The following is a 19,046-nucleotide window of genomic DNA, read 5'->3' on the forward strand; positions in this document are numbered from 1 at the left end:
CGGACGGGGCTGCCGAGAGACCTTTGTCGCGGCCGCCGATGGATCGGCGTATGCGCGCAGCGATCCTCCGAGAGCACGGCGAGCCGCTCGCGGTCCGCGAACTCCCAGCCCCCGGGCCGGCCTCCGACGGTGCCGTCGTCCGCGTCGACGCCTGTGGCGTCTGCCGCAGCGACTGGCACGCGTGGGCCGGCCACGGCGAGTGGGCGGACGACCGCGTCCCGCGCGGCCAGGTCCTCGGCCACGAGCCGGCCGGCGAGGTCGCCGCCGTCGGCGACGAGGTCGACCGGTTCGGCCAGGGCGACCGCGTGGTCGTCCCCTTCTCGCTCGGCGACGGCACCTGTCCGCACTGCCGCCGCGGGGCCGGGAACGTCTGCGAAGACGGGCGCGCGCTGGGATTCGAGGCCGCCGCCCCGGGCGCGTTCGCGGAGCGCGTCGCGGTCCCGGCGGCCGACTACAACCTCGTCGAGCGCCCTGAGTGGCTCGACCCGACCGCGGCCGCGGCGCTCGGCTGTCGGTACATGACCGCGTATCACGCCCTCGCCGAGCGGACGACCGTCGGCGGAGGCGACGCCGTCGCCGTCCACGGCTGCGGCGGCGTCGGGCTCTCCGCGGTCCAGATCGCCGCCGCGCTTGGCGCGCGCGTCGTCGCTGTCGACGTCGACGACGACGCACTCGCGCTCGCGAGCGAGTTCGGCGCGGCCGACACCGTGAACCCGGCGTCGCTGCCGGCGGAGCGTTCCGTCCCCGAACGGATCCGCGATCTCACCGACGGCGGCGCCGACGTCTCGCTCGACGCCCTCGGGATCGCGGAGACCTGCCGCAACTCCGTTCGGTCGCTGCGACCCCGCGGCACGCACGTTCAGGTCGGACTCACCACGGACGCCGAGCGCGGCGAGGTGTCGCTGCCGACGGACTGGATGACCCGATGGGAGATCTCGTTCCTCGGCTCGCGCGGGATGCCGCCGACGAGCTACCCGGACCTGTTCGCGCTGATCGAGGCGACGGGGATCGACCCCGGCGAACTCGTCTCTCGGGAACTGTCGCTGTCGGAAGTGTCAGATCGGCTCGCCGCGATGGACGAGTACGACGCGCGGGGGGTCGAGGTCGTGACCGAGTTCTGAGCGCGGCCCAACCTACAAGAGTCGCGAGAGGAACTGCTGGCCGCGCTCCGTCGACGGCTCGTCGAAGAAGGACCGCGTCTCGGTCCGCTCGACGACCCGGCCGTCGGCCATCAGGACGATCCGGTCGCCGACCTCGCGGGCGAACCCCATCTCGTGGGTGACGAGGACCATCGTCATCCCGTCGGCCGCGAGTCCCTCGATCACGTCGAGGACCTCGCCGACGAGCTCAGGGTCCAGGGCGCTCGTCACCTCGTCGAACAGCATCACCCGCGGCTCCATCGCGAGCGCGCGGGCGATGGCGACGCGCTGCTGCTGGCCGCCCGAGAGCGCACCCGGGTACGACTCGGCCTGGTCGGCGAGCCCGACCCGGTCGAGGAGGTCGGATGCGGCTCGCTTCGCCTCGGCCTCCGGCTCGCCTTTCACCTTCTCCGGGGCGAGCGCGACGTTCTCCAGCGCGGTCTTGTGCGGGAAGAGGTTGAACGACTGGAACACCATCCCGATCTGCTGTCGGATCTCGTTGACGTCCGTCTCGATCACCGACCGGCCGTCGAGCCGGATGTCGCCGCCCTGGATCTCCTCCAACCGGTTCGCACACCGGAGCAGCGTCGACTTCCCGGACCCGGACGGTCCGATGACGACGACGACCTCGCCCTCGTCGACGTCGACGTCGACGTCGTACAGCACCTGTGTGTCGCCGAACGACTTGTCGACGCCGTCGAACTCGACGAGCGGACCGGTCACGTCTCCTCACCCCCGTCGTCGTCGCCGGAGCCGAGCCCCGACAGCCGACCGAACATCCGGCTGTCGGACCCCCAGTCCGACCGGCGTTCCAGTCCGTTGACGAGTTGGCTCATCGACATCGTGATCGCGAGGTAGAGCACGCACACCCACACGAGCGGGGTCCACGGGTCCAGTTGGTTGCTGTTGATGTTTCGGAACACGCTCATAATCTCCGGAACGGCGATGACGGTCAGCAGCGAGGTGTCTTTCACGAGGATGATCTGGTCGTTGCCGATGGCCGCGAGCGCGTTGCGCCACGCCTGCGGGAGGACGACCTGCCGCAGCGCCATCACGCGGGACATCCCGAGCGACCGGGCCGCCTCCATCTGGCCGTTCGGGACGGCGTCGATCCCGCCGCGGATCGCCTCGCCGACGTACGCCCCGTGATTCAGCGTGAGCCCGATGATCGCGGCCGGGATCGCCCAGTCCGTGAAGGGGAACTCGCCGGTGGCCCAGAGCCGGGGCACGCCGAAGTAGATGACGAACAGCTGGAACAGCAGGGGCGTGCCGCGGAAGAACTCGACGTACCCCTTCGCGATCCGTCCGGTGACGTTCGACGTCGAGATCCGGCCGAGCCCCACGAGGACGCCGAGCGACACGGAGAGGAGACTCGAGATCACGACGATCTGGATGACGAGGAAGAACGCCTCCGCGAACCGCCGCGCGATGAGCGGCGAGGCGAGCAGGTCGTAGTCGACCTGCGTCGAGAGGATCCAGGCCAACAGCCCCCCGATGGCCAGCACGAACCCGCCGGCGGCCACCTCGCCGACCCGCTTCACCAGCCGGTCGCGCATCAGTACGCCGCCGCCGCTCGACTCCGACTCTGTCTGTGTTGCCATGTGATGTCAGGTAGAAACGGCGAGGTCCGGAGACTCAGCCGTCGAAGTACTCGTTGTAGATCTCTTCGTACGTCCCGTTCTCGCGGACCGTCGCGAGGGCTCCGTTGACCTCCTCTCGGAAGTCGTCGTCGTCCTGCCGGAACGCGATCCCGTACTCCTCGATCGTCAGCGTGAGGTACGGCGGCGCGTTGTCGCGGTCGGCGGCGACGCCGTCGCCCTCGAGGAAGACGACCTCCTCGTTCTCTGCGGCGAACGAGGCGCTCACGGTGTTGTCGTTGATGACCGCGTCCACCTGGTTGTTGAGCAGCGCGTCGAACGCGCCGTTAATCTGGTCGTAGCTCTCGATCTGGAGATCCCCGTCGAACTCCTCTTGGAGGTCCTCGGCGGCGGCCTCGCCGGTCGTCCCGCGTTGGACGCCGACGGACGTGCCCTGGAGGTCCTCACGGGAGCCGATGTCGCTGCCCTCCAAGAGGAGGACGGTCTGGTACGCCGTGAAGTACGGGTCCGAGAAGTCAACCCGCTCGGCGCGCGACTCGTTGATCGTCATCGCGCTCATGATGACGCGGAAGTTCGCGTTGTTCAGCGACGCGATGATCCCGTCGAAGGAGGTCTCTTGGAACTCGTAGTCCATGTCGAGCTGCTCGGCGAACACGGCCTCAGCGATCTCGACGTCGAACCCGATGAGGTCGCCCGCCTCGTTGCGGTACTCGAAGGGCGCGTACGGGATGTCCGAGCCGATGGTGATCGTCTCACCGCCGCCTCCGCCGCCGCCGATACAGCCGGCGGTGGCCGCCAGTCCGCTCGCACCGACCGCGGTCAGGTACTGTCGCCGATTCACAGCACGGTGTTCATCCATACACCGTTTGTCGGTTGATCACGGTTTCAACGTTTCGGCCGTGGGAGAGCAATATTTGCCGAACTTCGGGGGTCTGACAGGGTCGTTCAGGAGAGACGCCGCTTCGTCGCAGCCGCGACGTGCTCGGCGAGCAGCCCGATCAGTCGCCGCCGATCGGGACGGACCCGTCGCGCAGCTCCCCCGTCCCGCGGAGCGTCCACATCGCGCCCGCGGCGAGCGCGACCGCGACGCCCAGCGCGACGAGGTTGATCCCCTGCCACGTCGCGGTGTACAACACGAGGTCGCGGCCGAGCAGCAGCGTGCCGACGAGCGCGGTCATGGATCCGGCGGCGAGCGCGCGGACGATGGCGGCGGTGCCGGCGTCGAGGCCGTCGTAGCCCGACCGGACCGCCGCCGTCGCGTACGCGACCGTCGCGACGAGACCGAGGTGGCCGGCGAGTCCGGCGATGTAGAAGGCGGCCTGCGCGGGCGGCGCGTAGGTGAGGACCGGCACCGCCCGCGAGAAGAGGGCGCTGGCGACGATGCCGGCGACCGCGATTCCCGCGGCCGCGCGGAGCAGCCGCGCGTTCCCGCGCCCGCCGCCCCAGATGGTCGCCAGCCCGAGCAGCGTGAAGATGGCCAGTGCCACGATCAGGTGGGCGGCGTGGGTCGACACCGCGTATCCGCCGGGGACGAGTCCGCTCAGGGTGACGGTGATCGCGCCGACGGTGATCTGGAGCGGGAGGATCGCGACTGCCAGCGTCGCGGCCAGCCGGGTCCGGCGGTCGAACCCGGAGCCGAGCCACGTCCAGCCGGCGACGCCGACGATGAGGAAGCCGGTAACCATCGCCCACGCGCGGTGGAACCACTCGATGAAGTCGGGATTGATCGTCAGCGCCGGGATGAGCTGGTCGGAACACAGCGGCCACTGGGCCTGACACGCCAGTCCGGAGCCGGTCGCCGCGGTGTAGACGCCGAGCGAGAAGAGGACGAGCGTCATCCCCGTCGTCGCCGCCGCGTATCGCCTGAACGTTAGCCACGCGGGCCGAAGACTCATTGGCCGATTTCGGGCGCGCGCGCACTTAGACCGTTCGGCCGCTCCTCGCCTGCGGGAAGCGGGCGCCGCGATCACCCGGCTTCCGAACGTTTTTGACTGACCAGTCAGTCAGTATTGGTACGAACCGAATGGCCGACACGAACAGCCGCATCTCCGACGCCGCGAACAGCTCCCCCCGCGACCGCGACGCCGCGTCCGGTCGCCTCCCCGACTACGACGCCGCGAGCCTCCCGGAGGCGAGCCGCTGATGGGGCTCCGAGATTCGATCGACTCGCTGTTCAAGGGAGCCGACGAGCTGGACCTCACCTCGGGCGACATCGGCTGGCCGCTGTTCTTCCTCTCTTTACCGATCGTCGTCCAGAACCTCTTTCAGGTGTTGTACAACCTCGCCGACACTTTCTGGCTCGGGCGCTACAGCACCGAGGCGCTGTCGGCGATCACGTTCGCGTTCCCGATCGTCTTCCTGATGATTTCGCTGGCGCTGGGCGTCTCCGTCGCGGGGAGCGTCCTCGTCGCCCAGCACACCGGGGCCGGAAACGAGGACCGAGCCGCCTACGCCGCCTCGCAGACGATGGCGTACGCGGCCGTCATCTCCGTCGTGCTGGGCGTGCTGGGGTACGTCCTCGTCGACGACGTCACCGCGCTCCTCGGCGTGAACGAGACGGTGGCGCCGCTCGTCGTCGAGTACATGCGGGTGTACGCCGTCGGCCTGTTCGCCGTCTTCGGCTTCGCGGTGTTCATGGCGCTGATGCGCGGCTACGGCGACACGGTGACCCCGATGTACGTCATGGCCGGGTCGGTGGTCCTCAACATCCTCCTCGACCCGATATTCATCTTCGGCTTCGACGCGAACCCCCTGTTCGGCGCGCTCGGACTCGGCGGGCTGGAGGCCGCCGCGCTCGGCGCGACGGGGTTCACCGGCTGGGGGATCGCCGGCGCCGCGATCGCGACGGTCGGCTCCCGGGCGCTCGCGCTCCTCGTCGGCCTTCAGATCATGTTCCGCGGCGACCGGGGAGTCCAGATCCGGCTCTCGGAGATGGTCCCGGACCTCGAGTTCGGTAAGACCGTCCTCGGCATCGGCCTGCCGGCCTCCGCCGAGGGCGCGGCCCGGTCGGTGTCGATCACCGCGCTCCTCGTCGTGGTCGCGAACTTCCCGAACGCGGTCAGCGGGGCGTACGGCATCGGCACGCGGATCTTCTCGGTTATCTTCCTGCCGGCGCTCGCCGTCTCGCAGGGGATCGAGACGATGACGGGACAGAACATCGGCGCGGAGGAACTGGACCGCGCCGCCGAGACGAACCACTTCGGCGCGCGCGCCATGCTCCTCCTGCTCACGGTCGGCGGCGGGGTCATCGTCCTCGCCGCGCGGCCGATCGCCGGCGTCTTCTCCCCCGATCCGGCGGTCGTCGACCACGCGACGACGTTCCTCCGCGTGAGCGGGCTCTCCTTCGGTTTCATCGGCGCCATGCGCGCGTACACCGGCGGTTTCCGCGGCGCGGGCCACACGATGATCGCGGCCGTCATCTCCCTGATCACGCTCGGCTTCGTCCGCCTGCCGGTCGCGTGGGTCGCCGCCGGGTCGCTCGGCGTGATGGGGCTGTGGATCGCCTTCCCCATTTCGAACGTCGTCGGGGGCGTCGTCGCCTACCTCTGGTTCAAACGCGACACGTGGCGCGACGGGAACCTGACCGAGGAGGACGCTCCGGTCGACGAGATCGGGTCCGGCGTCGCCTCGGCGGACAACGACTGACTCGGGCCGCGAACGTCTGGGTTCGAACGACGCGAGCGCGTCGACGAGCCTCGGTCGCTATCCCACGAATCCCGGTCGCTATCCCACGGATCCCGGTCGCTATCCCACGGATCCCGGTCGCTATCCCGACAGTTCCCGCTTCGCCTTCCGCGCCCGCTCCGACATCTCCCCGTTGCCGTCGACGTCCGCGAGCGTCTCGATCGCCTCCAGTTTCCGGACGGAGTCGTCGAGGAAGGAGAGCACGTCGCCGGTGTACGCGTACACCATGTAGTCGTCGGTCATCACGTCGACGATGGCCTGCGGGCCGAGCCCTTCGGCGCGCAGTTCGAGGACGTAGCGCATGAACTTCTCCTCGGGACAGCCGCAGTAGGGGTTCGCCTCGCAGTTACAGTCGAGGAAGTCCTCGGCGAAGTCGAGGACGCGGTCCCGGGTCGTCTCGTCGAGCTTCGAGAGGCCGTCACCGGTGAACAGCAGGTCGAGGGTCGCGCCGGCGAACGCCCCCTTCGGGATGTTCGTCTCCAACTGCGAGGCCAGCTGCCGGTGGTTCTTCACGTAGATCTTGTCGGTAAAGGCCACAGTTACCACTCGATACGCCCGCGGCCCTCAAAAGCGACGCGGTGATCGGGAGATCGGCCGGCAGCGTTTGGTACGTCAATACACTCATCTCAAAAGTACACTAAGTACGCTCTATGCCCGTCCGTATCGACGAGTTCGAGTCCGGCGACCTGCCGAACGGTCCGAGCGTTCCCGAGCGCGTGGTTGCGCACCTCTACGCGAATCGAGATAAAGCGTTCACCCGGTCCGAGGTCGCATCCGCGATTGACGCTGACGCGAACGCGGTCGGGACCGCCCTCTCACGGCTGAAGAAACGCGATATCGTCCGCCATCGGGGAGAGTACTGGGCGATCGCGACGGATCTGGATCGAGTCCGTGACGCGTACGCGCTCCACGACAGCAGCGCTCGCCTCGACGCCGAGGACGGGGGTATCGATCCCGAGACGTGGGACGAAGCCGCGCCGGACGAGCCGCATCCCAGCGAACGCGAGGACTGATATACCCGGAGCGCGGAGACGTGGTCCGGAGTTCGGACCCGTTCAAGACGGGAGACGAGCGGCAGCGCCCGTGGCTGATAGTCAACAACGAGTCGCACCCGTTCGGCGACGAGCAGTTCGTCGCGGTCGCCGTTTCGACGAAGGAGTACCCTGAGTCGATCGCGCTGTCATCGGACGTGTGAAAGGTCGGTGGCGTTCCGCGCGACTCGTACGTCTCTCCGTGGGCGGTTCACTCCCCTCGGAGCGAGGATTTGATCGCGTGGCAAGGTCAGGTCGACGACGAATTCGTCGACCGCGTCGTCGATGCGCTCGGCACGTACCTCCGATAAATCGATCGGCGGTCCGAACGACATCGCATCACACGCCCGTCCGGGAGTCGTAACCGTTATTTACCGAAGCGGGGTACTTTGCGACGCGTGTCCGGGTTAGGGTAGTGGACTATCCTTCAGCCTTGTGGAGGCTGAGACGCGGGTTCGATTCTCGCACCCGGACCTTCTCGCGGCGAGCAACACCGCGAGCCGCGAGGCTCCGCGACGATTGAGGCTCATCTCCACATCCGGGCCCCTCGCGGGGATCAGAACCCGATCCGCTCGCCGTCTTCGGGGACCAGCACGTCCGCCGTCTCCGCGCGCAGTTCCTCGCGCGAGAGCAGACAGTGGTTTATGACCTCCATGTGTACCACGGCGACCGCGGCGTCGGTGGCTTCGCGCACGGCCGTCACGTCCCCGACGCCCATCGTGATCGGCTCTCCCTGATTGAACCGCGCCGCGCCGCCGTTGAGGACGACTGCGTCGGGGTCGTGTTCCGTCAGCGTCTCCGCGACCGGCTCGTACCAGACCGTGTCGCCGGCGAGGTACAGCGTCTCGTCGCCCTCGAAGACGAACCCGGAAACGGGCCCCATCTGATCGGCGAGTTCCCCGTGGCCGTGCCGACCGGGCGTCCGGTGGAGCGTGACGCCGTCGAACGACGCCGTCTCCTCGACCGGCCGCAAGTCGGTGAACCCGTCCTCGACGAACGCCTCCGCCTCGGCCGGCCGGCAGAAGAGGGGCACGTCGGCGTCGAGTTCCGCCTTCGCGGCGTCGTCGAAGTGGTCCGGGTGGCGGTGGGTGACGACCACCGCGTCGTGCGCGAGGTCGACGTCGGGCATCGGCACGAGCGGATTGTTCCGGTCGTTCGGGGTGTTGTCGATCGGCGGCAGCGCGCCCTGTTCGGCGAACAGCGGGTCGACGAGGAAGGTGGTCCCGCCGACGGCCGCGAGGCCGTGGCGTTGCGGACGAGCGTGACGGCGAGGTCGGCGTCCTTCGACATACTAACCCTTCGACGGGCGCGGTGTTGTGGGTTGCGGCGGAGCGCTCCCCGGGCCACCCGAAGACCCGGAGGAGTCCGACCACCCACCGAGCCACCTCGGAAATGACGAAGGGGACAGCCTCCGTTCCCGAACGGCGGTGGTACAATCGATCCGCCGAGACGGCCCGTTCCGGTCGACCGCGCGGCGCCCGCACACTTATATGTCGATCGCGAGTCGTTCCGCCCGACATGAGCGGACGTGAGCGGCGGGCGACGCGACGCGAACTGCTCCGGAAGATTGCCGGGGTCGGCGCCGTCGGCGTCGCCGGACTCGCCGGGTGTGCGGGGTCCGGCGGCGACGAGCCGTCCTTCGAGGAAGGGTTCGAGAGGGGCTGGCGCGAGTACGCATTCGAGTGGACGATCCCGGAGCTGTCGACCGACACCCTGTCCCTCCTCGTCGGCACCGCGGTGACCTGGGAGGCGGACGCGACCCACTACGTCGACGACCTCTCGGTGCGCGTCGAGGCGCGATGAGCGGGTCTACGGGGGCGGGTCCGCGCGGGGACGACGCCGGCAACGGTCCCGAGACCGAAAGCGACACCGACACCGCCGACACGATGCGCGAGCGCGCCGGTGAGAACCGGGTAAAGCTCTGGCTGCTGTTGCGCGCGAACCGGCTCGTCGTCGCGGGCGTTCTGACGGTCGCCGTCTTCGTCGCGTTCGTCGCCGTCGCGGCCGTCATCTCGCCGTCGCTCGCAGAGAAGCTCGGGTCCAGCGACCCGATCGAGACGCTGTTCGCCTCGATGATCACGGCGATCGTCACCGGGGCGACGCTCGTCGTCACGATCGGACAGCTCGTACTCACGCAGGAGAACGGCCCGCTCGGCGACCAACGGGAGCGCATGGACGACACCCTTGCGGTCCGGGACGACGTCGCGGAACTCATCGGCGAGCCAGCCCCGACCGACCCGGCCGCGTTTCTCGACGCGCTCCTCGCGGCCGCGGCGGGACGCGCTCGCGCCCTCCGAGAATCGGTCCGCGAGCGCACCGACGAGGACGACTCGGACAGACCGGGGCTCCAAGGGGACGTCGACGAGTTCGCCGCGGGCGTCGTCGGTAACGCGGACGCCGCGCGTTCTCGGCTCGACGGATCGGCGTTCGGCTCCTTCGACGTGGTGTTCGCCGCGCTCGACTTCAACTACGGGCGGAAGCTCGGCGGGATCGAGCGCATCGCCGACGAACACGGCGAGGCGCTCACCGACGGGGAACGCGACCAACTCGACGCGCTCCGGGAGGCGCTGTCGCTGTTCGGTCCCGGCCGCGAGCACGTCAAGACGCTGTACTTCCAGTGGGCGCTGATCGACCTCTCGCGGCTGATCCTCTACGCCGCGGTGCCCGCGCTGGTCGTCGCGGGCGCGATGGTCACGGTCGTCGACGCCGGCACGTTCTCGGGGAGTACGCTCGGGGTCGACCACGTGACGCTCGTCGTCGGGGGCGCGTTCGCGGTCACCCTGCTCCCGTTCTCGCTGTTCGTCTCCTACCTGCTCCGGGTCCTCACCCTCGCGAAGCGGACGCTCGCGATCGGACCGCTGGTGTTGCGGGACTCGGAGTAGCGACCGCTCCGTGCCTTCGACGGCCCGGGCTGCCGTCCGCGAGGCCGTCGACGCGTGTCCGCGGTCACTGACCGGACGCGTTCGGTGCGTCGGCCGTCCGGTCCGTCACGGTGAGCCCCCCTGAGAGCAGCTGCGCGGTCGGCGGAGCGAGCGTGATCCCCTCCTCGTCGAAGCGCCGCTTCACCAGTCGGCGGAAGTCCGACCGGATCGTCGGCATATCCCTATTTCCCGGATCGTCGGTCCAGAAATCCGCCTGTATCGTGATCGCGTTCTCGCCGAGTTCGACGATGCGCGTCTCCGGTGCCGGCTCGTCTAACACCGGATCGAGAGTCGAAACGACCCGCCGTAATTCCAACAGCGCCCGCTCGGTGTCCTCGTAGTAGGCGACATCCACTCGTTCCGTGAGTCGATAGCGGTCCCGACCGTAGGGTCGGGTGATCGCGTTGGCCGTGAGCTCGGTGTTGGGGACGGAGACCGTCTCGTTGGCCGGCGTTCGGATGCGGGTGACGCGAAAGTCGACCGCTTCGATCGTCCCGCTTCCGCCCGGCCACTCGATCCAGTCGCCGACGTTGAAGTCGGGGTCGGCGACGAGGAACATCCCGCTGACGAGCGACCCGAACACCTGCTGCCCGGCGATGCCGAGAGCGAACGTGAGCGCCGCGATGATGACCGCCGACTCGGAGAGTATCTGCCCGTAGCCGGCGGCGATGATACCCGTCAGGACCGCGAACCCGATCAGAACCACCCGGAGGTACGTCCTCGTCGCCGTCTCGATCGTGGGGTTGTTTCGATTGCGCGACCTGACGGCCTGCGTCGCGAGCGGAATGAGGACGAGCTGGCTCACGAGGTAGACGACGCCGAACCCCACCGAGAACCAGAACAGCTCCGACAGCACCTGGTTGTACCCGGCGAGGAGGTCCGTCAGCCACCCCGGGAGAGCGATCTGCCCGATCATACGCCGATCTGGGTGACGCGGGACGTAAAACCCGCACCGGCTCACCCGACGGATCGCCGGTTCGCGGACTCCGCGCACCGCCGTCGCTCCTCGGCGTTCGAAATGTCGCCCGCGTATGTTCGGTGTTATATATAACGGGGTACTTGCGGGTATGACTCGGACGAACCCCATCACGAAACAGCTACGCTGAGTAGTCACCAGACGGTGTGTGCTGTCAGCGACGAGTGTGAATTAACGTCTCTCAAGATCACCAAACGACCCGTAATAATATACTGTAAATTGGGAGTTGGCGATCTCCACGGTACGTCGATTGCCGGTTAGCTGTGCTGACCTCGGAGTAGAATCTCGTCTCTCTGCCTTCCACCGCTGACAGTACCCGGTGCGTTTTAACCCACGATCAGTTAGAACTGCGATCTCCAGCACAGGTATATGATGTTGGCTCAAACAACAGGAGTACCTACGTATAGCATGAACTCCGAGTATCTTAATCGAATTGAGCACCCCGAACCACGAACACTTGAACAACTCCGAGACAAGGCCATCCAAAACGTCGAAGAGACACTCCCGAACCGGAGTGTAGACGTTCACGACCAGGCAGTCTTCCGGAAGCTTGCATTTACTTACTACCACGACTGGGAGTCAGACGACCCCACATACATGATGGTGAGCGAAGATCCCGGTGGGATTCAAAGTCGTCATACCTCGGATTTGATCGACTTTGCCGAGCTCTCAGGAGATGACCCGCTTGAGCAAGTATCGATCTACCGTGACTTCGCCTCTCGATGGCTCGGTTCTGATAATGCTCGGTTCGCGGAATCGTTTTTCGGAGCGTGTGCCGACGAGGGGCTCATCGAATTTGATCAATCTGCTCGGGCATACGCCAGAAGCGGCGGGTTTTTCGACGATTTCTATCTCACTGACGTGAACAAATACCGAGCATCAGCCAGTACCAGCAGAGAAATCGCGTCGCTCACAGCGTACTTCACTGCTCCCGAACTACGCACAGCCGACCCCAACCTGATCTTCGCCTTCGGTAATGACGCCTGGGATGTTCTCTCGCGTGAGTTAGCTCTCACCCCGGTCGAAGCGGGTCATAACCCGACTCCCGACGCCGGTATCACGGAGATCGACGGACATCTATACCGATCTCAGCGGTTAATTGAGACACACGTCGTTCCTCTGCTTCATATGAGTGGACAGGCCTTCGGAGCGCAACGGTCCCCGAACGAATACGCCGATCGAGTTACGCAGGCAGTACGCAGTTGGAAGCAGTTCACGTAATCTGTTTGAATTGACCACCAGAGTCATTACTCCGTTGGTGGATACACCCCAACGATGGAGATCGGCCTCGTTAGTTGTACGAAGAGCAAACGCGACCAACCCGCGAAGCCCGCCGACCTATACACGGAGTCAGCGTTCTTCAGGAAGGCGCGTGAGTACGTCGAAGCCAATCACGACGACTGGTACATCCTCTCCGCGAAACACCACCTGCTCGATCCCTTTGGCCCGCCTATCGGGCCCTATGACGACACCCTGTCCGGTGCGCCGATTGCCCGGAAACGTGAGTGGGCTGAGACAGTGTTCAATCAGCTCGAAAAAGAAGGCTTACTTGACGACGGCAATCGCCTCGTGTTTCATGCGGGGCGTGACTACTACACCGAACTCATCCCGCTCCTAGAGGATACGCCGATCGACATCAAGACACCTACAGACGGTCTTCAGTTCGGCAAGACGCTCGCGTGGTACAACGAACACATCTGAAGCCCCGAGCGGTTTTGTGTCCCACCTCTGAACGAAGTCATATGTCGCGCCGTCCGGATCTCGATAGACTCTACGACCTCCTCGACCGTCTCGAAGCGAACGTGGGTGGCAAGCAACGGCTCAAAGACTGTACGGGATATATGGACTGGCCTGACCGTGGCGTCTATCTGTTCTTCGCAGCGGGTGAGACACGAGACTCGACTGACCAGCTACGGCTCACCCGCATCGGCACACACGCGGTCTCGACGGGTTCGAGTACGTCCCTGTGGGATCGACTGCGGACGCATCGCGGAGCTAACCGCGGGAGCTACGAGGGTGGCGGAAATCATCGTGGCTCGGTATTCCGAAAGCGTGTCGGGGAGGCGATGATCGAGCGGGACGGTCTACACGATGAGTATCCGTATTGGGGCCAAGGTTCCAGCGCAGCCCGCGAGCGTCGTCTCGCGGAGCTGGAACACGAACGCCGCGTGAGTGAGTACATCCGTGATCTCCCATTCCTGTGGATAGACATCGACGACGAACCGAGCCCGGAAAGTGATCGGGCATATATCGAACGCAACATGATCGCACTCGCCAGCAACTACGCGAAGAAGTCTATCGATGGAAGAGATTGCGAATGGTTGGGTAACGCGAGCGCGTCTGAAGCGATCCGCCAGTCCGGACTGTGGAACGTCAACCATGTCGGAGAAGAGTACGCTCCAGCCTTCCTCGACCGGCTCGAAACGGCTGTTGAGAAGACCACACCACCGTGACATCCATCGCCCAAAACAGTCGCTCTAGTGGCTAACACATTTCAAATCGAAATATCGCCCGCAACACTAACGACCGGTCTCATCTCCGGCGGCGTGCCGCGTCGACCGGGAAACCCTCGTGGCGGGCGGTCGCCTGCGCGGCGACGGGCGGGTCGCGCGTGCGACCGATGTGACGCGCCTGGGTTCTCCGCGCTGTCATCGCTCCCATCGGGGAGTACTCGGGTGGGGACTGATGGCGCGCGGCGAGACGTACCGCCCCGAGGGGCTTAACGCCCCTGCTCCGCGGTGGCGACGCCCCGCACGGTCCTCGCGACCGGTTCGATTCGCCGGCGACGCGCCGCGACCGGCGGTATCGACGCCTATCCGAACGCACTTACGTCCCTGCCACGGACCCACGCGCAATGTCAGTACGAGTCGGCATCCTCGGCGCGACGGGCGCCGTGGGCCAGCGATTCATCCAGCTGCTCGACGACCACCCGACGTTCGACCTCACCGCGGTCACCGCGAGTTCGGAGAGCGCGGGCGAGACCTACCGCGAGGCGGCCAAGTGGCGCGTGAACACCCCGATCCCGGACGACGTCGCCGAGATGGAGGTCGCGGAGACGTCGCCCGCGGGCATCGCGGACGACGACGTCGACCTCCTCTTCTCCTCGCTCCCCTCGGGGGTCGCGGCCGAGGTCGAACCCGAATTCTTGGAGGAGGGATACGTCGTCTCCTCGAACTCCTCGAACGACCGCATGGCGGCGGACGTGCCGCTCACCATCCCGGAGATCAACCCCGACCACCTCGACCTGATCGAGGTCCAACGCGACGAGCGCGGCTGGGACGGCGCCCTCGTGAAGAACCCCAACTGCTCGACGATCACGATGGTCCCGACGCTCGCAGCGATCGACGAGTTCGGCTTGGAGAGCGTCCGCGTCTCGACGCTTCAGGCCGTCTCGGGCGCGGGCTACTCGGGCGTCACCTCGATGGAGATCATCGACAACGCCATCCCGCACATCGGCGGCGAGGAGAACAAGATGGAGACGGAGTCGCGCAAGCTGCTCGGCGAGTTCGACGGCGCCGAGGTCAGTCTCCACGTCGCCGACGTGGCGGCGTCCTGTAACCGGATCCCCACGCTCGACGGCCACTTGGAGAACGTCTTCGCCGAGTTCGCCGAGGACCCCTCCGCCGAGGACCTCCGCGAGTCGATGCGCTCGTTCGAGAGCGTCGGCGACCTCCCGAGTTCGCCCGACCAGCTCATCAAGGTGTTCGGCGACGACGAGCCCGAGCGCCCGCAGCCCCGGCTCGACCGCACGTACGCGGACGGGATGGGGATCGTCGCCGGCGGCGTCCAGACGACCGACGCCGGCGCGAAGTACAACTGTCTCGCGCACAACACGATCCGCGGCGCGGCCGGCGCCTCGCTGCTCAACGGCGAACTGCTCGTCGAGGAAGGGTACGTCTGAAACGGGAATCCGCCGTCGAGACATCGACGACGACTGCGGTTTTTGGAGCGAAATGAGTCCGCAAAGAGATGCCTCCGTAGTGCTGTGGCGCGTGCCTGTGAGCGGCCGCCTCCGGCGGCCGCGAAGCCACACGCGCGAGGGAGTCGCTGGCGCCAGCGGCGCCAGCGACGAGGCTGGGGAGGCGTGAGGTGCGATGCTGTGCGTTCCCGCGAGCGAAGCGAGCGGGAGCACGGAAGTCGCAGCCCGCGCAGCGAAGCGAGCAGGAACGTCTTCCGGAGGGGCGGGACTCNTGTGCGTTCCCGCGAGCGAAGCGAGCGGGAGCACGGAAGTCGCAGCCCGCGCAGCGAAGCGAGCAGGAACGTCTTCCGGAGGGGCGGGACTCGAAGGGGCAGTCGCGAGGCCGGCGTAGGCGACGTAAGCACCGCAGGGAGCGGAGCGACCGAGGAGCGCAGCGAGCGTACGCCGGCCTCGCGGCTGGGGCTTCGGCGGTGGTCGTGTCAATCAGTTATTTATAAAACACACTCTCGTCCGACCGAGAGGCCGAGGTCTTGACGGCGTCCACTGCCGCTCCGCCGTCTCCCGTTTATTAATAACCGGTTGTCGGGGTGACCGCACCCACCGCAACGACTGGTCCTCCCGCGTCCTACTTCCCTTCGAACTCGGGCTCGCCGTCGCCCATGAACGCCGTGACCCCCTCCATGAGGTCGTCGGTGTTCATCACGTGGCCGAAGCCCATCGCCTCGACCTCCAGCCCGGCCTCGTTATCGGTGCGGCCGGCGTGGATCGCGCGCTTCGTGTACTTCTGGGCGATCGGCGGGCCGCCGGCGAGCTGGCCGGCCAGCTCACGCGCCCGCTCGTCGAGTTCGTCGTCCGGGACGACCTCGTTGACGAAGTCGTACTCGGCCATCGTCCCGGCGTCGTAGCGGTCGGCGGTGAGGATGATCTCCTTCGCGCGGCCCTCGCCGACGACCCGCGCGAGCCGCTGGGTGCCGCCCCAGCCCGGCAGCAGGCCGAGGTCGAGCTCGGGCTGGCCGAGCTCGGAGCGCTCGGAGGCGATCCGGATGTCCGCCGCGGTCGCGAGCTCCATCCCGCCGCCGAGGCAGTAGCCGTCGATGGCGGCGACGACGGGCTTGTCCGACTCCTCGAACTTGCCGAACGTCTGCTGGCCCTGTCGGGAGAGCTCGACCGCGTGGATCGGGTCCGCGCCGCCGGCGGCCATGCTCTGGACGTCGGCGCCCGCGGAGAACGCGCGGTCGCCCGCGCCGGAGAGCAGGATCGCCCGCACGTCGTCGTCGCCGTCGAGCAGGTCGACGGCGTCGGCGAGCTCGTCGAGGACCTCGCCGCTGATCGTGTTCATCCGGTGCGGGCGATCGATCTCGATGTGTCCCACCCGGCTGTCGGCGTCGACGTCGACGTTCAGCACCTCGAACGCTGGGCCGCTGTCCGCGTCGCCGTCGCCGCTTCCGTCGCCACGGAACCCGCCGGAATCGGCGGCCTCGCGCAGGTAGTCGGTCGCCTCGTAGCGCGCCTCGCTGGTCTCCTCGGCGAGCGCGTCGAGAGTCTCGACGAGGGCGTCGAGCCCCTCCTCGTCCGCGAGCTTCGCCGGGCCGTCGGGGAAGCCCGCGCCGAGTTTGACCGCCTCGTCGACGTCGTCGGCGTCGGCCACGTCGTTGCCGATCAGGCCGGCCGTCTCGTTGGCCATCACCGCGAGCAGGCGGCGGCGCACGTCGTCGTCGACCGCGTCGCTCGGGATCTGCGCGCCGTCGCCGTCCTCGTAGTCGTAGAAGCCCGTGCCGGTCTTCTTACCGAGGTCCTCCGCCTCGACCTTCTCGCCGAGCAGCGGGCAGGGGCGGTAGGCGTCACCGAGGACCTCGTACATGTACTCCAGCACGTGGTAGCCCACGTCGATGCCGACCTGGTCGGCGAGTTCGAACGAGCCCATCGGCAGGCCCATGCCGAACTTCGTCGTGGAGTCGACTGCCTCCATCGTCGCGTCGCCGGACTCGACGATCCATGCCGCCTCGTTCATCAGGGGGACGAGGATGCGGTTCACGATGAAGCCGGGGCTGTCCTTCCGGACGCGGACGGGGGTCTTCCCCATCGACTCCGCGAGCCCCTCGATCAGGTCGAGCGTCTCGTCGCTGGTGTGTTTCCCGGAGATGACCTCGACGAGGTCCATCCGCACCGGCGGGTTGAAGAAGTGCATCCCGCAGAAGCGCTCGGGGCGGTCGGTGACCTCCGACAGCTCGGTGATGGAGAGGCTGGAGGTGTTGGTGACGAAGACGGCCTCGTCGGGCGCGTGCTCGACGACCTCGTCGTACACGTCCTTCTTGATCGCCATCTTCTCGGGGACGACCTCGACGACGACGTCGGCGCCGTCGAGCGCGTCTTCGAGGTCGACGAACGCGTCGACGCGGTCGAGCGCGGCGTCCGCCTCGTCGTCGCCGATCCGGTCCTTCTCGGCGAGCTTGCCGAGCGACCACTCGATCTGGTCGTAGCCGTTCTGGACGAGTTCGTCGTTGATGTCGCGGAGCGACACGTCGTAGCCGGCGAGCGCGGCCACCTCCGCGATGCCGTGCCCCATGTTTCCGGCGCCGAGTACCGCCACGCGTTGGACGTCTTCGAGTTGCATACCAGAACGGTCGGAACCGTCATGGTTGAACGTTTTCATCTTCCAAACGCGAAACGCACCGTAAGTTTATTTGGGCGAGTCGGTGTGGGGGCGACGAGGCAGCGAGGCCGGGTGCGTTTCGGAACTGAAGAGCGATTCGGGTCGGGGACCGGCGCAGAACCGAACGTACTCGTGCGTGCGGTCCCCTCGATCCGGTATGGACGCCGGAGTCGACGGCGCGGCGGAACGAGTTGCGGCCGCGGACGAGGAGCCCACGAACGCGTCGGTGGCCAAAGTGCTTCGCGCGGACCCGACGATGGCGGCGCTGGTCGACCGCCACGGCCCCCTCGACATCGCGCCCGCGGACGACGAGTTCGGCCGGCTCTGTACCTCGATCGTGAACCAGCAGCTCTCGACCGCCTCCGCGGACGCGATCCGCGAGCGGTTTCTGGAGGTGCTGGGCGGCGACCCGACGCCCGACCGCGTCCTCGCCGCCGACGAGGCGGCCCTCCGCGAGGCCGGGCTCAGCGCCACGAAGGTCGAGTACCTGCGGAACGTCGCCGACGCGTTCCGCGACGACGAGCGCGACTTCACCCGGGAGGGGCTGGCCGGCGTGAGCGACGAGGCGGTCGTCGACCGGCTCACCGAGATCAAGGGCGTCGGCGCGTGGACTGCGCGGATGTACCTCATCTTCGCTCTCGGGCGGGAGGACGTGCTCCCGCTCGGCGACCTCGCAGTGCGGAAGGGGATCGAGCAGGTGTACAACGACGGGGAGGAGTTGTCGCGCGCCGACATGCGCGAAATCGGCGCGGCGTGGCGGCCCTACCGGAGCTACGGCACGCGCTATATCTGGGCAGCGTACGAGTCGTAAAACGTCGACTACGGATCGGTGATTGCTGGTGGCGGTCTCCCGGCTGCTCGTCGATAACTGATAAACCACGGATCGACGGAGGATACCTCCAAAGCCCCAGCCGCGAGGGCGCAGTACGCTCCTTGCGCTCCTCGCTCGCTCCGCTCGCTGCGGTGCTTCCGTCGCCTACTGCGCCCTCGCGGCTGCCCATTTGAGTCCCGCCCGCCCGCACTACCCCGCACCTCACGCCTCCCCAGCCTCGCGGTTCGCGCTCTTCGAGCGCTCACCGCGTCCAGCGAGAGTCGAAGATTCTCTGGCAGCCGGCGCTACGCGCC

The 19,046-nt window shown here is 67.2% G+C and carries 17 protein-coding genes, 1 tRNA gene and 2 pseudogenes; 12 read left to right on the plus strand and 8 right to left on the minus strand.

Going from position 1 to position 19,046, the window contains the following annotated elements:
• The first annotated feature begins 50 nt into the window (after positions 1-50).
• A complete protein-coding gene (locus C463_RS06500) occupies positions 51-1,121 on the plus strand; it encodes a zinc-binding dehydrogenase (RefSeq protein WP_008442187.1) in 1,071 nt (356 codons plus the stop codon).
• A gap of 12 nt (positions 1,122-1,133) precedes the next feature.
• On the opposite strand, the gene C463_RS06505 is transcribed toward C463_RS06500, so the two are convergent.
• The 4 genes from C463_RS06505 to C463_RS06520 all read right to left on the minus strand — a co-directional run bounded on the left by C463_RS06505 (position 1,134) and on the right by C463_RS06520 (position 4,632).
• A complete protein-coding gene (locus C463_RS06505; protein ID WP_008442191.1) occupies positions 1,134-1,862 on the minus strand; it encodes an amino acid ABC transporter ATP-binding protein in 729 nt (242 codons plus the stop codon).
• Positions 1,859-2,695, minus strand: a complete 837-nt coding sequence (locus C463_RS06510) for an amino acid ABC transporter permease (protein WP_049905646.1) — start codon at positions 2,693-2,695, stop codon at positions 1,859-1,861. The genes C463_RS06505 and C463_RS06510 overlap by 4 nt, the downstream gene beginning before the upstream one ends.
• A gap of 79 nt (positions 2,696-2,774) precedes the next feature.
• A complete protein-coding gene (locus C463_RS06515; RefSeq protein WP_008442194.1) occupies positions 2,775-3,596 on the minus strand; it encodes a basic amino acid ABC transporter substrate-binding protein in 822 nt (273 codons plus the stop codon).
• Between the two features lie 139 nt (positions 3,597-3,735).
• Positions 3,736-4,632: a COX15/CtaA family protein gene (locus tag C463_RS06520; protein WP_080510784.1), complete on the minus strand. Its 897-nt coding sequence runs from the start codon at positions 4,630-4,632 to the stop codon at positions 3,736-3,738.
• A gap of 247 nt (positions 4,633-4,879) precedes the next feature.
• Between C463_RS06520 and C463_RS06525 the strand changes: the two genes are divergently transcribed.
• The gene (locus tag C463_RS06525; protein WP_008442197.1) at positions 4,880-6,382 is read left to right on the plus strand and encodes an MATE family efflux transporter; all 1,503 of its coding nucleotides are present in this window, start codon (positions 4,880-4,882) and stop codon (positions 6,380-6,382) included.
• A gap of 120 nt (positions 6,383-6,502) precedes the next feature.
• Here C463_RS06525 and C463_RS06530 read toward each other — a convergent pair whose 3' ends face one another.
• Positions 6,503-6,958, minus strand: a complete 456-nt coding sequence (locus tag C463_RS06530; protein WP_008442198.1) for a DUF5814 domain-containing protein — start codon at positions 6,956-6,958, stop codon at positions 6,503-6,505.
• 113 nt (positions 6,959-7,071) lie between these two features.
• Between C463_RS06530 and C463_RS06535 the strand changes: the two genes are divergently transcribed.
• The 3 genes and pseudogenes from C463_RS06535 to C463_RS06545 all read left to right on the plus strand — a co-directional run bounded on the left by C463_RS06535 (position 7,072) and on the right by C463_RS06545 (position 7,926).
• On the plus strand, positions 7,072-7,434 hold the full coding sequence (locus C463_RS06535) for a hypothetical protein (protein ID WP_008442201.1): 363 nt from the start codon (positions 7,072-7,074) through the stop codon (positions 7,432-7,434).
• Positions 7,434-7,763 (plus strand): annotated as a pseudogene (locus C463_RS20120) (type II toxin-antitoxin system PemK/MazF family toxin). Before C463_RS06535 ends, C463_RS20120 begins: the two are co-directional and overlap by 1 nt.
• A 90-nt stretch (positions 7,764-7,853) precedes the next feature.
• Positions 7,854-7,926 (plus strand) — tRNA-His (locus C463_RS06545).
• Positions 7,927-8,008: 82 nt separating this feature from the next.
• On the opposite strand, the pseudogene C463_RS06550 reads toward C463_RS06545, so the two are convergent.
• Positions 8,009-8,742 (minus strand): annotated as a pseudogene (locus C463_RS06550) (MBL fold metallo-hydrolase).
• A 228-nt stretch (positions 8,743-8,970) separates the two neighbouring features.
• Between C463_RS06550 and C463_RS06555 the strand changes: the two are divergent.
• Together C463_RS06555 and C463_RS06560 are read left to right on the plus strand one after the other, a co-directional pair.
• Positions 8,971-9,255 carry a hypothetical protein gene (locus C463_RS06555; RefSeq protein ID WP_008442207.1) on the plus strand — a complete coding sequence of 95 codons (285 nt, stop codon included), beginning with the start codon at positions 8,971-8,973 and terminating at the stop codon, positions 9,253-9,255.
• The gene (locus tag C463_RS06560; RefSeq protein WP_008442209.1) at positions 9,252-10,334 is read left to right on the plus strand and encodes a hypothetical protein; all 1,083 of its coding nucleotides are present in this window, start codon (positions 9,252-9,254) and stop codon (positions 10,332-10,334) included. The genes C463_RS06555 and C463_RS06560 overlap by 4 nt, the downstream gene beginning before the upstream one ends.
• Positions 10,335-10,398: 64 nt before the next feature.
• Here the strand turns inward: C463_RS06560 and C463_RS06565 are convergent, their stop codons facing one another.
• The gene (locus tag C463_RS06565) at positions 10,399-11,289 is read right to left on the minus strand and encodes a mechanosensitive ion channel family protein (protein WP_008442210.1); all 891 of its coding nucleotides are present in this window, start codon (positions 11,287-11,289) and stop codon (positions 10,399-10,401) included.
• Between the two features lie 468 nt (positions 11,290-11,757).
• On the opposite strand from C463_RS06565, the gene C463_RS06570 reads away from it, so the two are divergent.
• From C463_RS06570 to asd, 4 genes are all read left to right on the plus strand, one after another.
• A complete protein-coding gene (locus tag C463_RS06570) occupies positions 11,758-12,570 on the plus strand; it encodes a uracil-DNA glycosylase family protein (protein ID WP_008442211.1) in 813 nt (270 codons plus the stop codon).
• Between the two features lie 54 nt (positions 12,571-12,624).
• The gene (locus tag C463_RS06575) at positions 12,625-13,050 is read left to right on the plus strand and encodes a DUF6884 domain-containing protein (protein WP_008442212.1); all 426 of its coding nucleotides are present in this window, start codon (positions 12,625-12,627) and stop codon (positions 13,048-13,050) included.
• Between the two features lie 41 nt (positions 13,051-13,091).
• Positions 13,092-13,802, plus strand: coding sequence for a hypothetical protein (locus tag C463_RS06580; protein ID WP_008442213.1), 711 nt, complete (start codon positions 13,092-13,094; stop codon positions 13,800-13,802).
• A 401-nt stretch (positions 13,803-14,203) separates the two neighbouring features.
• Positions 14,204-15,250 carry an aspartate-semialdehyde dehydrogenase gene (gene asd, locus C463_RS06585; RefSeq protein ID WP_008442214.1) on the plus strand — a complete coding sequence of 349 codons (1,047 nt, stop codon included), beginning with the start codon at positions 14,204-14,206 and terminating at the stop codon, positions 15,248-15,250.
• Between the two features lie 643 nt (positions 15,251-15,893).
• Here asd and C463_RS06590 read toward each other — a convergent pair.
• Positions 15,894-17,882, minus strand: coding sequence for a 3-hydroxyacyl-CoA dehydrogenase/enoyl-CoA hydratase family protein (locus C463_RS06590; RefSeq protein ID WP_008442215.1), 1,989 nt, complete (start codon positions 17,880-17,882; stop codon positions 15,894-15,896).
• 295 nt (positions 17,883-18,177) lie between these two features.
• On the opposite strand from C463_RS06590, the gene C463_RS06595 reads away from it, so the two are divergent.
• Positions 18,178-18,732: a DNA-3-methyladenine glycosylase family protein gene (locus tag C463_RS06595; protein WP_049905647.1), complete on the plus strand. Its 555-nt coding sequence runs from the start codon at positions 18,178-18,180 to the stop codon at positions 18,730-18,732.
• Positions 18,733-19,046: the final 314 nt, after the last annotated feature.

The organism is Halorubrum californiense DSM 19288 (assembly GCF_000336875.1).
GTDB lineage: Archaea > Halobacteriota > Halobacteria > Halobacteriales > Haloferacaceae > Halorubrum > Halorubrum californiense.

Coding starts and splice junctions, on each gene's coding strand:
- C463_RS06555 (WP_008442207.1), top strand. CDS start 8,971: ATGAGCGGACGTGAGCGGCGGGCGACGCGACGCGAACTGCTCCGGAAG.
- C463_RS06590 (WP_008442215.1), bottom strand. CDS start 17,882: ATGCAACTCGAAGACGTCCAACGCGTGGCGGTACTCGGCGCCGGAAAC.
- C463_RS06500 (WP_008442187.1), top strand. CDS start 51: ATGCGCGCAGCGATCCTCCGAGAGCACGGCGAGCCGCTCGCGGTCCGC.
- C463_RS06535 (WP_008442201.1), top strand. CDS start 7,072: ATGCCCGTCCGTATCGACGAGTTCGAGTCCGGCGACCTGCCGAACGGT.
- C463_RS06520 (WP_080510784.1), bottom strand. CDS start 4,632: ATGAGTCTTCGGCCCGCGTGGCTAACGTTCAGGCGATACGCGGCGGCG.
- C463_RS06525 (WP_008442197.1), top strand. CDS start 4,880: ATGGGGCTCCGAGATTCGATCGACTCGCTGTTCAAGGGAGCCGACGAG.
- asd (WP_008442214.1), top strand. CDS start 14,204: ATGTCAGTACGAGTCGGCATCCTCGGCGCGACGGGCGCCGTGGGCCAG.
- C463_RS06565 (WP_008442210.1), bottom strand. CDS start 11,289: ATGATCGGGCAGATCGCTCTCCCGGGGTGGCTGACGGACCTCCTCGCC.
- C463_RS06515 (WP_008442194.1), bottom strand. CDS start 3,596: ATGGATGAACACCGTGCTGTGAATCGGCGACAGTACCTGACCGCGGTC.
- C463_RS06560 (WP_008442209.1), top strand. CDS start 9,252: ATGAGCGGGTCTACGGGGGCGGGTCCGCGCGGGGACGACGCCGGCAAC.
- C463_RS06570 (WP_008442211.1), top strand. CDS start 11,758: ATGAACTCCGAGTATCTTAATCGAATTGAGCACCCCGAACCACGAACA.
- C463_RS06510 (WP_049905646.1), bottom strand. CDS start 2,695: ATGCGCGACCGGCTGGTGAAGCGGGTCGGCGAGGTGGCCGCCGGCGGG.
- C463_RS06580 (WP_008442213.1), top strand. CDS start 13,092: ATGTCGCGCCGTCCGGATCTCGATAGACTCTACGACCTCCTCGACCGT.
- C463_RS06575 (WP_008442212.1), top strand. CDS start 12,625: ATGGAGATCGGCCTCGTTAGTTGTACGAAGAGCAAACGCGACCAACCC.
- C463_RS06595 (WP_049905647.1), top strand. CDS start 18,178: ATGGCGGCGCTGGTCGACCGCCACGGCCCCCTCGACATCGCGCCCGCG.